A 15,782-nucleotide genomic window follows, 5' to 3' on the forward strand; every position below is an offset into this window, starting at 1 on the left:
AACGAGATGAGCGAGACATATTCCGACGCAACCGCGCAGGACGAAGCCGCACGCAGCGCGGCGAGTGCACGCGCGCTGAGCCATTTCATCAACGGCAAGACCGTCGAAGGCACGAGCGGACGCTTCGGCGACGTCTTCAATCCGGCGCTCGGCAGCGTCAGCGCACGCGTGCCGCTCGCGAGCGTCGCCGAGGTGGACGCCGCGGTCGCTGCCGCCAAAGCCGCGTTTCCCGCCTGGAGCGAAACGGCGCCGATCAAACGCGCGCGGGTGCTGTTCAAGTTCAAGGAACTACTCGACCGTCATCACGATGAGCTCGCGGAGCTGATCACGCGCGAGCACGGCAAGGTGTTTTCCGACGCCAAGGGCGAGGTGATGCGCGGCATCGAGATCGTCGAATTCGCGTGCGGCATCCCCAATCTGCTGAAGACCGATTTCACCGATCAGATTGGCGGCGGCATCGACAACTGGAATCTGCGGCAGCCGCTCGGCGTGGTCGCGGGCATCACGCCGTTCAATTTTCCGATGATGGTGCCGTGCTGGATGTTCCCCGTCGCGCTCGCATGCGGCAACACCTTCGTGCTGAAACCGTCCGAACGCGATCCGTCCGCGTCGAACCGGCTCGCCGAACTGCTGAAGGAAGCGGGCCTGCCGGACGGCGTGTTCAACGTCGTGCACGGCGACAAGGTCGCGGTCGACGCGCTGCTCGGGCATCCGGAAGTCAGCGCGCTGTCGTTCGTCGGCTCGACGCCGATCGCCGAATACATCTACACCGAAGGCACGAAGCACGGCAAGCGCGTGCAGGCGTTGGGCGGTGCCAAGAATCACCTCGTCGTAATGCCCGACGCCGATCTCGACCAGGCCGTCGACGCCCTGATCGGCGCCGCCTACGGCTCGGCCGGCGAGCGCTGCATGGCGATTTCGGTGGCGGTCGCGGTGGGGCATATCGCCGACGAGCTGATCGAGCGTCTGGCGCCGCGCGTGAATAGCCTGAAGATCCTCAACGGCATGGAAGCGGCCGCCGAGATGGGGCCGCTCGTCACCGGCGCGCATCGCGACAAGGTGCTCGGCTATATCGACGCCGGCGTCGCCGCGGGCGCGAAGCTCGTCGTCGACGGGCGCGGTCATCAGGTCGCGGGGCACGAGAAGGGTTTCTTCCTCGGCGGCACGCTGTTCGACGACGTGTCGCCCGACATGAAGATCTACCGCGAGGAGATTTTTGGACCGGTGCTATGCGTCGTGCGCGTGCCCGACTTCGCCTCCGCAGTCGAATTGATCAACGCGAATCAGTTTGCGAACGGCGTGTCGCTGTTCACGTCCGACGGCGGCATTGCACGCGCGTTTTCCCGGCAGATCGAGATCGGCATGGTCGGCATCAACGTGCCGATTCCGGTGCCGATGGCCTGGCATTCGTTCGGCGGCTGGAAGAAGTCTCTGTTCGGCGATCATCATGCGTACGGCGAGGAAGGCGTGCGGTTTTACACGCGCTACAAGAGCATCATGCAGCGCTGGCCTGACAGCATCGCGAAGGGCGCCGAATTCACGATGCCGGTCGCCAAATAAGCTGGCGGCTTTGCGCGGCATCAAGTCGGCAAGCGCGCCAGGAAAACAATAAAAGCGCTTCGCGGCGCACGCGTGGAAGCGATCCAGCAGCCACGCATGCGCCGCAAAAATGCTTGGGAGACTGAACGATGAGTCATACCGACAGTACGCCTCGCGCCGCACGGCGACTCGAAGGCGAGTTCGACTACGTCATCGTCGGCGCGGGTACCGCCGGCTGCGTGCTGGCGAACCGGCTCACCGAAGATCCCGACATCCACGTGCTGCTGCTCGAAGCCGGGGGGAAGGACGACTATCACTGGATTCACGTGCCGGTCGGCTACCTGTATTGCATCGGCAATCCGCGCACGGACTGGCTGTACAAGACCCAGGCCGAGCCGGGTCTGAACGGCCGCACGCTGTCGTATCCGCGCGGGCGTGTGCTCGGCGGCAGTTCGTCGATCAACGGCATGATCTACATGCGCGGTCAGCGGGAAGACTACGACGAGTGGGCGCGTGTGACGAACGACGGCAAGTGGTCCTGGAACGCGGTGCTGCCGGTCTTCAGGCGCAGCGAGGATCACCACGGCGGCGCCAACGAAGCGCACGGCGCGGGCGGACCGTGGCGCGTCGAGAAGCAGCGCCTCAAATGGAAGATTCTCGAAGAGTTCGCGCAAGCCGCGCAGCAAACCGGCATCCCCGCCACCGACGATTTCAATCGCGGCGATAACACCGGTGTCGGCTACTTCGACGTCAACCAGAAGCGTGGCATTCGCTGGAATGCGTCGAAGGCATTTTTGCGGCCCGCGTTGAAGCGGGAGAACCTCACTGTCATCACCGGTGCCCACACGCAGCGTGTCGTGTTCGATGGCCGCCGCTGCACCGGAGTCGAATATCGTGGCGGCGAGGTCGACTATCTCGCCAAAGCGCGTTGCGAAGTGATCCTTTCCGCCGGCGCGGTCAACTCGCCGCAACTGCTCGAATTGTCCGGTGTCGGCAATGGCGCGCATCTGCAGAATCTCGGCATCGAGGTCGTTCAGGATCTGCTCGGCGTCGGGGAAAATCTGCAGGACCATCTGCAACTGCGCATGGCGTATCGGGTGCAGGGCGTGCGCACGCTGAATACGATGTCCGCGCACTGGTGGGGCAAGCTGATGATCGGCATGCAGTACGCGTTGTTTCAGAGCGGACCGATGTCGATGTCGCCGTCGCAACTCGGCGCGTTCGCGAAGTCCGACGCCGACGATCGCTCGCTGTCGCGACCCGATCTCGAGTATCACGTGCAGCCTTTGTCGCTTGATCGCTTCGGGGAACCGCTGCATCGCTTCAATGCGTTCACGGCTTCGGTGTGTCAGCTGCGCCCCACGTCGCGCGGCAGCATTCATATCGCGTCGGCCGATGCTTCCGCACCACCGTTGATCGCGCCGAATTATCTGTCGACCGACTACGATCGCCACGTCGCGGCGAACGCGCTACGTCTGACGCGTCGCATCGTCGCGGCGCCCGCGCTCGCGCGCTATCAGCCGCGGGAGATCCTGCCGGGCCTCCAGTATCAAAGTGAAGAAGAATTGCAGCAGGCCGCGGGCGCGGTCGGCACGACGATCTTCCATCCGGTCGGCACCTGCCGCATGGGCACGACCGACGATCCCGCCGCGGTCGTCGACAACCGGCTACGAGTTATCGGAGTCGAGGGCTTGCGTGTCGTCGATGCGTCGGTGATGCCCAACATCACGTCAGGTAACACCAATTCGCCGACACTGATGATCGCCGAGCGCGCCAGCGACATGATCCGCGAGGATCGTCGCGCGCGCGTGAGCGGCAGCATGGCCGCGCATACCGGTGTTGACGCGTCGATGTCAGCTGTGTGACATGACTCGGTGAGCGCATCGGTGAGGTTTTCCGCCGCTTACGTGAAGCGTGTGAACCGCGCGTCACATACGCACGGCGCGGGCCTCGTTCCCTAAGTGCAAATCCCAATGATTGCGCTGCATCATTGGCGCGACAATGGCAGCCATGCTGCGTGCCGCGCCATGGCTCACCGTCCGGATTGGTGCAGCACGCCAACGAGCGGCACGGGGTGCCGCAAAAATAACAAGTCGCGCAGAGCTTCGCGCGGAAAGATCGTAGTGCTTCGCCTTACTCCGTATGGAAGGGAACATGATTCTCGGCGATACGATTCTCGAAACGCGCGGTCTCACCCGCGAGTTCAAAGGCTTTGTCGCCGTGAACGGCGTGAACCTGCGCGTGCGCCGTGGCTCGATCCATGCGCTGATCGGCCCCAATGGAGCGGGCAAGACCACCTGCTTCAATCTGCTTACCAAATTTCTCGAACCCACCGCGGGCCAGATCGTTTTCAACGGTGTCGATATCACCGGCGAACGGCCGGCTCAGATCGCGCGGCGCGGCATCATCCGTTCGTTCCAGATTTCCGCGGTATTTCCGCATCTGACGGCATTGCAGAATGTGCGCATCGGGTTGCAGCGCTCGCTCGGCACCGCGTTTCATTTCTGGAAGAGCGAGCGTACGTTGCGCCGTCTGAACGATCGCGCGATGGATCTGCTGACCCAGGTCGGCCTGACTGATTTCGCCGATGTGTTGACGGTCGAGCTCGCCTACGGCCGCAAGCGCGCGCTCGAAATCGCGACCACGCTCGCGATGGAGCCGGAATTGATGCTTCTCGACGAGCCCACCCAAGGCATGGGTCATGAGGACGTCGACCGCGTGACCGCGCTGATCAAGAAAGTATCGGCCGGCCGCACGATCCTGATGGTCGAACACAATATGAATGTGATCGCCGGTATCTCCGACACGATCACCGTGCTGCAACGGGGTGAAGTGCTCGCCGAGGGCAGCTATGCGGAAGTGTCGAAGAATCCGCTCGTGATGCAAGCCTACATGGGCAGCGCCGACGCGGCGCTCGCCGGAGCCCACGCATGAATACGACGGTCGAGCGCGAAGGCCTCGAAGCGAACCAAACGAAAAGCGGCGCACCCGCGCTGGAAATCGCGGGACTGCAAGCCTGGTACGGGGAATCCCACATTCTGCACGGCGTCGATCTGGCGGTCGGCCGCGGCGAGGTCGTGACGCTGCTCGGGCGCAATGGCGCGGGCCGCACCACGACGCTACGCGCGATCATGGGCCTCACGGGTCGCCGTACCGGCTCGATCCGTATCGACGGACGCGAAACCGTCGGCTTGCCCACGCATCGCATCGCGCATTGTGGCATCGGCTATTGCCCAGAAGAGCGCGGCATTTTTTCCAGCCTGTCGTGCGAGGAAAATCTGCTGCTGCCGCCGCCCGTCGGCGACAAGGCGCGCATGATGTCGCTCGAGGAAATCTACGCGATGTTCCCGAATCTGCACGAGCGGCGCATGAGTCAGGGCACGCGGCTCTCGGGCGGCGAACAACAGATGCTCGCGGTCGCGCGGATTCTGCGCACCGGCGCGAATCTGCTGCTGCTCGACGAAATCTCGGAAGGGCTCGCGCCCGTGATCGTGCAGGCGCTCGCGCGCATGATCGTTACGCTGAAGGCGCGCGGCTACACGATCGTGATGGTCGAGCAGAACTTCCGCTTCGCCGCGCCGCTCGCGGATCGTTTCTATGTGATGGAGCACGGCATGATCGTCGAGCATTTCGGGGCTAGCGAGCTCGAAGGCAAGATGCCGGTGCTGCATGATTTACTGGGCGTATAGACACGGACACACGTGCGCCCGACTGCCTCTGATAACCACAAGCGAAGAACCAGGAGACATGCATGAAAAAGAACCCACTCGCGCGAGTTGCCTCACTCTGTTTCGCGGTCGCCGCCGGCACCGCACTGACGCTGGGCAGCGCGCAAGCGGCCGACGATGCCGTGAAGATCGGCTTCATCACGGACATGTCGGGCCTGTACGCGGATATCGACGGGCAGGGCGGTCTTGAAGCGATCCGGATGGCTGTCGCCGACTTCGGCGGCAAGGTCAACGGCAAGCCGATCACGGTGCTGTACGCGGATCACCAGAACAAGGCGGACATCGCGGCTTCCCGCGCTCGTGAGTGGTTCGACCGCGACGGCGTGGACATGGTGATCGGCGGCACGAACTCGGCGACCGCGCTATCGACTAACACCGTCGCGGGCGAGAAGCACAAGGTCTATATCAGCGTCGGCGCCGGCGCCGATACGTTGACTAACGAGCAATGCACGCCGTACACGATCCACTACGCATACGACACGACCGCGCTCGCGAACGGCACGGGCTCGGCCGTGACGAAGCAGGGCGGCAAGACCTGGTACTTCCTGACGGCAGACTACGCATTCGGCAAGGCGCTCGAAAAAGCGACCGCGGAGGTCGTGAAGGCGAACGGCGGCCAGGTGCTCGGCGAGGTGCGTCATCCGCTGTCGGCGTCGGACTTCTCATCGTTCCTGTTGCAGGCGCAGGCGTCGAAGGCCCAGATCCTCGGTCTCGCGAACGCGGGCGGTGACACGATCAATGCGATCAAGGCCGCGAAGGAATTCGGCATCACCAAGACGATGAAGCTCGCCGCGCTGCTGATGTTCATCAACGACGTGCACAGCCTCGGTCTCGAAACGACGCAAGGCCTGGTGCTGACCGACAGCTGGTACTGGAACAAGGACGCCGACACGCGCAAGTGGTCGCAGCGCTACTTCGACAAGATGAAGAAGATGCCGTCGAGCCTGCAGGCTGCCGACTACTCGGCGACGATGAACTATCTAAAGGCGGTGCAGGCGGTGGGCTCGACCGATCCGGACAAGGTGATGGCGCAGTTACACAAGACGAAGATCGACGACTTCTACGCGAAGGGCTACATCCGTCAGGACGGCAGCATGATCCACGACATGTACCTGATGCAGGTGAAGACGCCGGCCGAATCGAAGGAGCCGTGGGATTACTACAAGATCACTGCGACGATTCCGGGCGATCAGGTCTTCACGACCAAGGCGCAGACCCGCTGCGCGCTGTGGAAGTAAGCGCGGGCGCAGTAAGCGGTCGAGGATCGCGCAGACCTGAGAGAACCGCCGGCGGTGCAGGGGCACGCGCTGGCGGATGACCGTTTCAGATGCCGCACGTGATGGGCAGCGTCGCCGCTCGTCGCGTGCCGGCCGGATCGTGCGTCACCGATCTCACCTTGACGATGGCTTGAAGGGCTAAGGGCTTCAATGGACATCTTTGGCGTTCCGCTACCGGCGATGCTGAGCCAGCTTCTGCTCGGGCTCGTGAACGGCTCGTTCTACGCGATTCTGAGCCTCGGGCTGGCGATTATTTTCGGCCTGCTCAACGTGATCAACTTCGCGCACGGCGCGCTGTTCATGCTCGGGGCGATGCTCGCGTGGATGGGGCTGTCGTATTTCAATCTGCCGTACTGGGTGATGCTCGTGCTCGCGCCGCTGATCGTCGGACTGGTCGGCGTCGCGATCGAGCGCTCGATGCTGCGCTGGCTTTACAAGCTCGATCATCTGTACGGCCTGTTACTGACGTTTGGCCTCACACTCGTGATCGAAGGCGTATTCCATTCGATCTACGGCTCGTCGGGCCAGCCGTACGAGGTGCCGTCGGCGCTGTCGGGCGCGACCAATCTCGGCTTCATGTATCTGCCGAACTATCGCGCATGGGTGGTGGTCGCGTCGCTGGCCGTGTGCTTTGCGACATGGTTCGTGATCGAGAAGACGCGGCTTGGCGCGTATCTGCGCGCGGGCACCGAAAACCCGAAGCTCGTCGAGGCGTTCGGCGTCAACGTGCCGCTGATGATCACGCTGACCTACGGCTTCGGCGTCGCGCTCGCGGCGTTTGCCGGCGTGCTCGCCGCGCCGGTGATTCAGGTGTCGCCGCTGATGGGCCAGTCGATGATCATCACCGTGTTCGCGGTGGTCGTGATCGGCGGCATGGGCTCGATTATGGGCTCGATTCTGACCGGCCTGATGCTCGGCGTAGTCGAAGGACTCACGCGTGTGTTCTACCCCGAGGCGTCGGCGACCGTCGTCTTCGTGATCATGGCGCTCGTGCTGCTCGTGCGTCCGGCGGGTCTTTTCGGCAGGGAAAAATGATGCAGAGAAAAGTGCTCTACGGTCTGCTGCTGATCGTGCTGCTTGCGGTTCCGGTGCTCGGCATCTATCCGCTCTTCGTGATGAAGGTGCTGTGCTTCGCGCTGTTCGCGGCCGCCTTCAATCTGCTGATCGGCTATACGGGCTTGCTGTCCTTTGGTCATGCGATGTTTCTCGCGTCGGCCGGTTACGTGACCGGCTATGCAATGCAGACGCTCGGCTTTTCGCCGGAGCTCGGCGTGTTGAGCGGCACCGCGGCGGCGACGCTGCTTGGGCTCGTCGTCGGCTTCTTCGCGATTCGCCGTCAGGGTATCTACTTCGCAATGGTGACGCTCGCGCTCGCGCAGATGGTCTACTTCGTGTTCCTGCAGGCGCCGTTCACGCACGGGGAAGACGGTCTGCAAGGCGTGCCGCGCGGCAAGCTGTTCGGCGTGCTCGATCTCTCTTCGGATGTCGCGCTATATTTCGTCGTGCTCGCGGTGATCGTTGCGGCTTTCCTGCTGATCGTGCGGATCGTGCATTCGCCGTTCGGGCAGGTGCTGGTCGCGATCAAGGAAAACGAGCCGCGCGCGGTGTCGCTCGGCTACGACACCGACCGTTTCAAGCTGCTCGCATTCATTCTGTCGGCTGGCATTGCGGGTCTCGCGGGTTCGCTGAAGGTGCTGGTGCAAGGCTTCGAAACGCTCAGCGATGCCTATTGGACGATGTCCGGCCTCGTGATCCTGATGACGCTGGTGGGCGGCATGGGCACGCTGTTCGGGCCGTTGCTCGGCGCCGCGTTGATCGTGTCGCTCGAAGACAGGCTCGGCGATATCGGCGCGGCACTCGCGTCGATGACCGGCATCGACTGGTTCCGCTCGCTCGGCGAATCGGTGACGATCGTCACGGGGCTGATTTTCATCGCGTGCGTGCTGGCGTTCCGGCGCGGCATCGTCGGTGAGATCGTCGCGCGAGTGCGACCGTTGCGGGCTTGAGATTGGCTGTTTGATCCCGCCCGCGTGTGTGTGGTCGCCCGCTTGATGCAGTGCGATACGAAATCGCTTCGACGTCCGATCTAATTGCGGCTCGTGCTGAAGGTCCGCTGGATCAAGGGCTCAGGCGAACCTGTGGCAAACCATGTGACGAAATGCCCCTACGTGCCCCAATCCGGTGCCGCAGTGCACCGCTAGGGTAATTGCTAGTTGTGACTGCTGGGGTGGTCGTTTAATCTTCACGCAGTTCTGATGCACCCCGAATTTGCAGGTGGAGAACGAGGAGACAATTGAGGCACTCAGTGCCCAGAAGAAAGCGCTGTTGGATTGATATCCAACAGCGCTTTTTTATTTCTGTTTATCGAATTTTGACTTGATCTTTGGGCTATTTCGCGCGCCATTTTTTATTCTCCGCGAACCGCTGCATGTAACGTGACAAGCCTGCGAAACGCTTGCAGCACGGCGCTTGCGTCCGTTACACTCGCTATTCACCGACCACTGGGTTGGCAATTAAATCCGCGGGATTTAATTGCATTTGAATAACGGGGTTAATAGAGGAGCAGGATGAAGTCGGCATTGCGTTGGATCAGCGCGGCATTGGTCGCCACAGGGGTCTCGGCTGCATGGAGCGGCCATGCATTCGCGGACGTGAAAATCGGCGTCACCGTGTCGGCAACAGGACCGGCCGCATCGCTCGGGATTCCGGAAAAGAACACGATCGGGCTGCTGCCGAAAGAAGTGGCGGGCCAGAAGATCGACTACATCGTCCTCGACGACGCAACCGATTCCACCCAAGCGGTCAAGAACGCCCGCAAGCTCACTAGCGAAGACCACGTCGATGCACTGATCGGCTCGACCGTCGTGCCGAACTCGCTCGCCATGATCGACGTCGCCGCCGAAACCTCGACGCCGATGATCTCTCTGGCCGCGGCTGCGGGCATCGTCGAGCCGATGGACGCGAAGCGTGGATGGGTCTTCAAAACGCCGCAAAACGACATTCTGATGGCCACGGCGATCGCGCAGAACATGGCCCATCACGGCGTGAAAACGGTCGCGTTCATCGGCTTTTCCGACGCGTACGGCGAGAGCTGGTTCAAGGAATTCAGCAAAGCCGCCGACCTCGCGAAGATCAAGATCGTCGCGAACGAGCGCTTCGCGCGCAACGATGCATCGGTCACGGGCCAGGTGCTGAAGATGATGTCGCAGAACCCGGACGCGGTGCTGATCGCCGGTGCGGGCACGCCGGCCGCGCTGCCGCAGAAAACGCTGAAGGAGCGCGGCTATAAGGGCAAGTACTATCAGACGCACGGCGTCGCGAACAACGACTTCCTGCGCGTGTGCGGCAAGGATTGCGAAGGCACGTGGCTGCCCGCTGGCCCGCTGCTGGTCGCCGAGCAACTGCCCGAGGCGAATCCGGTGAAGAAGAGCGCGCTCGCGTACAAGCATGCGTATGAAACGGCGTATGGCGCGGGGACGGTGTCGACGTTCGGCGGTCACGCGTGGGACGCGGGTCTGCTGCTGCAGCATGCGATCCCGCTCGCGTTGAAGAAGGGGCAGCCAGGCACGCCGGCATTCCGCGAGGCGCTGCGTGCCGCGCTCGAAGGCACGAAAGATCTGTCCGCGTCGCACGGCATCTTCAACATGAGCGCGAACGACCATGCCGGTCTCGATCAGCGGGCGCGCGTGATGGTGCAGATCGTCGACGGCAAGTGGAAGCTCGCCGGCGACTGAGCGAAGGCTCTGCGCCACGGGACCTCATCGAAAAAGACGCGTGCAGTTGACGCGTCTTTTTTATTACCCGAGCCGGGCGTCTGCATCGCGCAAAAATGTGGTTTCGCTGCTTCAGGACAAACCCGCATTTGGCGCACGCTCTCTTGACCGTCGATAATGCAGAACGCAAACTACTAACATATTAGTGGTCTATGCAATGCCTGATTGGAATAAAGCCGCGGCACAGAAACGGGGCGTATGACGCGAATGCGCACTCGCGCGACGCGAGAGGAGCGGTACCCAACGCAGCGGGGGAAGCTATGCGTGCCGAGCAGGGAAAACCATGCTTGGCACACCTGAACCCGCTCACTAGATTCAAACACCCGGCCCAGCAAGCCGGTTTATAGATAGGCGCTTTTCAAAGCGTTTGGAGACTCGCAATGAAAAAAACAAGGCATTGGGTACGCACCGGCATCGCGATGGCGCTGATGTGCGGCGCGGGGGCTGCATTCGCGCAGGTGAAGATCGGCGTCACGTTGTCGACGACGGGGCCGGCCGCGTCGCTCGGGATTCCTGAAAAGAACACGATCGCGTTGCTGCCGAAGGAGATCGGCGGCAAGAGCGTGCAGTACATCATCCTCGACGACGCGTCGGACACCAGCAAGGCCGTGCAGAACACGCGCAAGCTGATCGACGAAGACCGCGTCGACGCGATCATCGGCTCGACCGTCACGCCGAATTCGCTCGCGATGCTCGATCCGGCCGCTGAGGGCAAGACACCGGTGATCTCGCTCGCGGCATCGGCCGCGATCATTCAGCCGATGGATGCGAAGCGCGCATGGGCATTCAAACCGCCTCAGAACGACAGCCTGATGGCCGACGCGATCGCCGATTACATGCAGCATCACGGCGTGAAGACGGTCGGCTTCATCGGATTCTCGGACGCATACGGCGACAGCTGGAACACGACGTTCGACGCCGCCGCGAAAGCGCACAACCTGAAGATCGTGTCGAACGAGCGCTTCAACCGCACCGATGCATCGGTGACGGGCCAGGTGCTGAAGACGATGGGCGCGAATCCCGACGCGGTGCTGATCGCGGGCTCGGGCACGCCGTCGGCGCTGCCGGCCAAGACGCTGAAGGAGCGTGGCTACAAGGGCAAGGTCTATCAGACTCACGGGGTCGCGAACAACGACTTCCTGCGTGTGTGCGGCAAGGATTGCGAAGGCGAACTGCTGCCGGCCGGTCCGATTCTCGTCGTCGATCAATTGCCGGATTCGAACCCGGTGAAGAAGTCGTCGGAAGCCTATAAGAACGCCTATGAGAAGGCTTATGGCGCGGGTTCGGTCGCGACCTTCGGCGGCCACGCATGGGATGCCGGCCAGATGTTGCAGGCTGCGATTCCGGTTGCGCTGAAGACCGCCCAGCCGGGCACGCCGGAGTTCCGCGTGGCGCTGCGCAACGCGCTCGAAAACATCAAGGAGCTGCCAGTGTCGCACGGCATCATGAACACCACCGCGAACGACCACAACGGCCTCGACCAGCGCGCACGCGTGATCGTGCAGATCGTCGACGGCAAGTGGAAGTTGCAGAACAACTAAGACTATTTACACAAACAAGTAGCGGTACGCGCCTCTCGCGCAATCATGCGGTGCATGACGCCGCATTGCCATTGTGTTCGACGACAATGGCATCGACCGCCGCGCCGCGTCCCGGCGCGGCGGTTGTCTTTTCAGACATGCAGATCGATGGCCGGCTTCGCACCGCGCCGTCGCGACCGTTTCCCGGTTTTTCGATTTCGACGCTTCAGGACGAGGAAGTATGGATCTATCAATTGCGGCGATCCTCGCGCAGGACGGCATCACGACCGGTGCGATCTACGCGCTGCTCGCGCTTGCGCTGGTGCTGGTGTTTTCCGTCACGCGGGTGATCTTCATCCCGCAAGGGGAGTTCGTTTCGTACGGTGCGTTGACGCTCGCCGCACTGCAAACGCAGAAGTTTCCGGCCACGTGCTGGCTGTTGATGGCGATGGGCGCGGCATGCTTCGTCGTCGAGACGGCGGCCGTGTTACGGCATGCTGAGCGGCGTCGTCACGCGGCGCGCACGCTGCCCGTGCTGGCGGGGAAGTACCTGCTGTTTCCGATCGCGGTCTACGCGCTCACGCGCGGCATCTTCCTGCAACCGCTGCCGATGATCGTGCAGATCGCGCTGACGCTGCTGATCGTGATTCCGATGGGTCCGTTCGTGTATCGCCTTGCCTACGAGCCGATCGCGGAGGCGACCACGCTGGTGCTGTTGATCATCGCGGTGGCCGTGCATTTCGCGATGGTCGGTCTCGGCCTCGTGATGTTCGGCGCCGAAGGCTCGCGCACCAACGCGTTTTCCGATGCGACGTTCAACATCGGCACGTTGTCGATCTCCGGGCAGAGCCTGTGGGTGATCGGCACCGCGGCCGTGCTGATCGGCGCGCTGTATTTGTACTTCGATCGCTCGATCTCGGGCAAGGCATTGCGCGCGACGTCGGTGAACCGGCTCGGCGCACGGCTTGTCGGCATCGGCACGACGCAGGCGGGACGTCTCGCGTTCACGCTTGCGGCGGGGCTCGGCGCACTGTGCGGCATCCTCGTCGCGCCGCTCACGACGATCTACTACGACTCGGGCTTCCTGATCGGTTTGAAGGGCTTCGTGGGCGCGATCATCGGCGGTCTGGTCAGCTATCCGCTGGCGGCGGCCGGCTCGATTCTCGTTGGTCTGCTGGAGTCGTATTCGTCGTTCTGGGCGAGTGCTTATAAGGAAGTGATCGTATTCACGTTAATCATCCCGGTGCTGTTGTGGCGTAGTCTTGCGAGCCCGCACGCCGAAGAGGAAGAGGAGTGACACGATGAAACGAATCATGCAAATGAAGTTCTTCTGGTTGTTCCTCGTGGTGCTGTTCGCTTTGCCGGTTCTGCCGCATCCGATCCATGTACCCGAGTACTGGGTCACGCTGCTGAACTACATCGGCCTCTATTCGATCGTCGCAATCGGCCTCGTGCTGTTGACGGGTATCGGCGGAATGACGAGCTTCGGGCAGGCCGCGTTCGTTGGCATCGGCGCGTATGCAACCGCGTATCTGACGACGAACTTCGGCGTGTCGCCGTGGCTCGCGCTGATCGCGGGCGTGATCGTCACTGCGCTCGTTGCGCTGATGCTCGGTCTCGTGACGATGCGCCTATCCGGCCACTTTCTGCCGCTCGGCACGATTGCGTGGGGGCTCGCGCTGTTCTACCTGTTCGGCAATCTCGACATGCTCGGCAAGTACGACGGCATCAACGGCATCCCGGTGTTGAATGTTTTTGGGATCAATCTCGAGTCCGGCCGCCATATCTATTACCTGATCTGGGTGGTCGTGCTCGGCGCGGTCGTCTCTGTTCAGAATCTGCTTAATAGCCGGCCGGGTCGCGCAATCCGCGCGTTGCGCGGCGGTGGTCTGATGGCCGAGGCGATGGGCGTCAACACCGGCTGGATGCGCGTCGTGATTTTCGTCTATGCGGCGGTGCTTGCCTCGGTCTCGGGTTTTCTGTACGCGCACTTGCAGCGCGCCGTGAATCCGACGCCGTTTGGACTGAATCACGGCATCGAGTTCCTGTTCATGGCGGTGGTGGGCGGCGTCTCGCACGTCTGGGGCGCGGTGCTCGGCGCGGCGATCCTGACCGTGCTGCAGGATTATTTGCAGACGCTGCTGCCAAAACTGCTCGGCGAGAACGGCAACTTCGAAGTGATCGTGTTCGGCATCATCATGGTGCTGCTTCTGCAGTACGCGCGGCAGGGCGTCTGGCCGTTCGTCGCGCGCTTTTTCCCGCGTGGCCCGCGGGCGCATCTCGCAGATCACGCGGATCCTCTGCCGCAGCGCAACAAGCCACAGACCGGCGAAGACCTGCTGACGGTGAGCAAGGCGCGCAAGCAGTTCGGCGGTCTCGTCGCGGTGAACGACGTCAGCTTTGAGGTCAAAGCGGGGCAGATCATCGGGCTGATCGGACCGAACGGCGCAGGCAAGTCGACGACCTTCAATCTCGTGACCGGTGTGCTGCAGGCGACGAGCGGCGAGATCACGTTCCGCGGCGAGCGCATCGATGCGCTGAGTTCACGTGAAATCGTCAAGCGCGGGATCGGCCGCACGTTCCAGCACGTGAAGCTGCTGCCGGGTATGAGCGTGCTCGAGAACGTCGCGATCGGTGCGCACCTGCGTGGCCATGCGGGCGTATGGCGCAGTGTCGTGCGGCTGAACAGTTCCGAAGAGGCGCGGTTGATGGCCGAAGCCGCTCGGCAGATTCGCCGCGTCGGCCTCGAACAGCACATGTATGACGAAGCGGGCAGCCTGGCGCTTGGTCAACAGCGGATTCTCGAAATCGCGCGCGCCCTGTGCTGCGATCCGACTCTGCTATTGCTCGATGAACCGGCCGCTGGTCTGCGGTATCAGGAAAAGCTTCAGCTCGCCGAACTGCTGCGCAGACTGAAGACAGAAGGGATGAGCGTACTGCTCGTCGAGCACGATATGGATTTCGTAATGAATTTGACGGACCGGCTCGTGGTGATGGAGTTCGGCACGCGGATCGCAGAAGGCCTGCCCCAGGAAGTCCAGCAGGATCCGGCGGTGCTCGAAGCATATCTGGGTGGGGTGGAATGATGGACAACATGACAACGAGCGGCGTGGCGGCAGCGGGGCCGATTCTCGAAGTGAGTCATTTGTCCGTCCGCTACGGCAAGGTTGAAGCGCTGCACAATGCGGCGATCAAGGTGCGGGCGGGGCAGATCGTCTCCGTGATCGGCCCGAACGGCGCGGGAAAGTCGACGCTGCTGAATGCGATCATGGGCGCGTTGCCGACGTCCGGTCATGCGAAAGGCGCGGTTTCCTATCAGGGCGACGACGTCAGCGCGATGCCGGTCGAAAAACGTGTTGCGCTTGGGATGTGCCTGGTGCCGGAAAAGCGCGAGCTTTTCGCTTCTATGACCGTCGAGGACAATCTGCTGCTTGGCGCCTACCGGCGCAAGCGAGCAGGGGAGCGCAACTTTCTCGATCAGCTGGAATCGGTGTTCGAACTGTTTCCGCGGCTGAAGGAGCGGCGCAAGCAGGCGGCCGGCACGCTTTCGGGCGGCGAGCGGCAGATGCTCGCGGTCGGCCGCGCCCTGATGGGCAAGCCCGATCTGCTGATGCTAGACGAGCCGAGCCTCGGTCTCGCGCCGCTGATCGTGAAGGAAATCTTTCATATCATCAGCGCCTTGCGGCAGACGGGCGTCGCGACGCTGCTGATCGAGCAGAATGCGCGCGCTGCATTGCAGATCTCGGACTACGGCTACGTGCTGGAAACCGGCGAGTTGGCATTGGAAGGACCGGCAACCGACCTCGCGCAGAATCCCCGGGTGATCGAAACCTATCTCGGTCTTGCCAAAAAGGTGGCATAAGCCTGCACTAATTTCGCTGGTCGCTGTTTCTGGAAGCGGTGTGTTTCACGTGAAACACACCGCTTTTTCTTGTTTCACCATGG

At 62.4% G+C, this 15,782-nt stretch carries 12 protein-coding genes; all 12 read left to right on the forward strand.

The features are described from left to right. Positions 1-6: 6 nt before the first annotated feature. Positions 7-1,560, forward strand: coding sequence for a CoA-acylating methylmalonate-semialdehyde dehydrogenase (locus OKW44_RS29815; protein WP_018418874.1), 1,554 nt, complete (start codon positions 7-9; stop codon positions 1,558-1,560). A gap of 128 nt (positions 1,561-1,688) precedes the next feature. Then, the gene (locus OKW44_RS29820; RefSeq protein WP_018418873.1) at positions 1,689-3,404 is read left to right on the forward strand and encodes a GMC family oxidoreductase; all 1,716 of its coding nucleotides are present in this window, start codon (positions 1,689-1,691) and stop codon (positions 3,402-3,404) included. Between the two features lie 289 nt (positions 3,405-3,693). Continuing rightward, positions 3,694-4,473 (forward strand): ABC transporter ATP-binding protein, encoded by a 780-nt coding sequence (locus OKW44_RS29825; protein WP_018418872.1) that lies wholly within the window; start codon positions 3,694-3,696, stop codon positions 4,471-4,473. Continuing rightward, positions 4,470-5,228 (forward strand): ABC transporter ATP-binding protein, encoded by a 759-nt coding sequence (locus OKW44_RS29830; RefSeq protein ID WP_018418871.1) that lies wholly within the window; start codon positions 4,470-4,472, stop codon positions 5,226-5,228. The genes OKW44_RS29825 and OKW44_RS29830 overlap by 4 nt, the downstream gene beginning before the upstream one ends. A gap of 62 nt (positions 5,229-5,290) precedes the next feature. After that, the gene (locus tag OKW44_RS29835) at positions 5,291-6,505 is read left to right on the forward strand and encodes an ABC transporter substrate-binding protein (protein ID WP_018418870.1); all 1,215 of its coding nucleotides are present in this window, start codon (positions 5,291-5,293) and stop codon (positions 6,503-6,505) included. Positions 6,506-6,694: 189 nt separating this feature from the next. Beyond that, a complete protein-coding gene (locus OKW44_RS29840) occupies positions 6,695-7,579 on the forward strand; it encodes a branched-chain amino acid ABC transporter permease (RefSeq protein ID WP_018418869.1) in 885 nt (294 codons plus the stop codon). Continuing rightward, positions 7,579-8,550 (forward strand): branched-chain amino acid ABC transporter permease, encoded by a 972-nt coding sequence (locus OKW44_RS29845; RefSeq protein WP_018418868.1) that lies wholly within the window; start codon positions 7,579-7,581, stop codon positions 8,548-8,550. Before OKW44_RS29840 ends, OKW44_RS29845 begins: the two co-directional genes overlap by 1 nt. A 561-nt stretch (positions 8,551-9,111) precedes the next feature. After that, positions 9,112-10,278: an ABC transporter substrate-binding protein gene (locus OKW44_RS29850; RefSeq protein WP_018418867.1), complete on the forward strand. Its 1,167-nt coding sequence runs from the start codon at positions 9,112-9,114 to the stop codon at positions 10,276-10,278. 419 nt (positions 10,279-10,697) lie between these two features. Further along, entirely contained in the window at positions 10,698-11,858 is a 1,161-nt protein-coding gene (locus OKW44_RS29855) for an ABC transporter substrate-binding protein (protein ID WP_018418866.1), read from the forward strand. 220 nt (positions 11,859-12,078) lie between these two features. Further along, complete coding sequence (locus OKW44_RS29860) at positions 12,079-13,134, forward strand: branched-chain amino acid ABC transporter permease (RefSeq protein ID WP_018418864.1); 1,056 nt, start codon at positions 12,079-12,081, stop codon at positions 13,132-13,134. A 4-nt stretch (positions 13,135-13,138) separates the two neighbouring features. Continuing rightward, a complete protein-coding gene (locus tag OKW44_RS29865; protein ID WP_063713706.1) occupies positions 13,139-14,923 on the forward strand; it encodes a branched-chain amino acid ABC transporter ATP-binding protein/permease in 1,785 nt (594 codons plus the stop codon). Next, a complete protein-coding gene (locus OKW44_RS29870) occupies positions 14,923-15,699 on the forward strand; it encodes an ABC transporter ATP-binding protein (protein ID WP_018418862.1) in 777 nt (258 codons plus the stop codon). The genes OKW44_RS29865 and OKW44_RS29870 overlap by 1 nt, the downstream gene beginning before the upstream one ends. The last annotated feature ends 83 nt before the right edge of the window (positions 15,700-15,782 follow it).

Source organism: Paraburkholderia lebeckiae (genome assembly GCF_050436325.1).
Lineage (GTDB): Bacteria > Pseudomonadota > Gammaproteobacteria > Burkholderiales > Burkholderiaceae > Paraburkholderia > Paraburkholderia tuberum.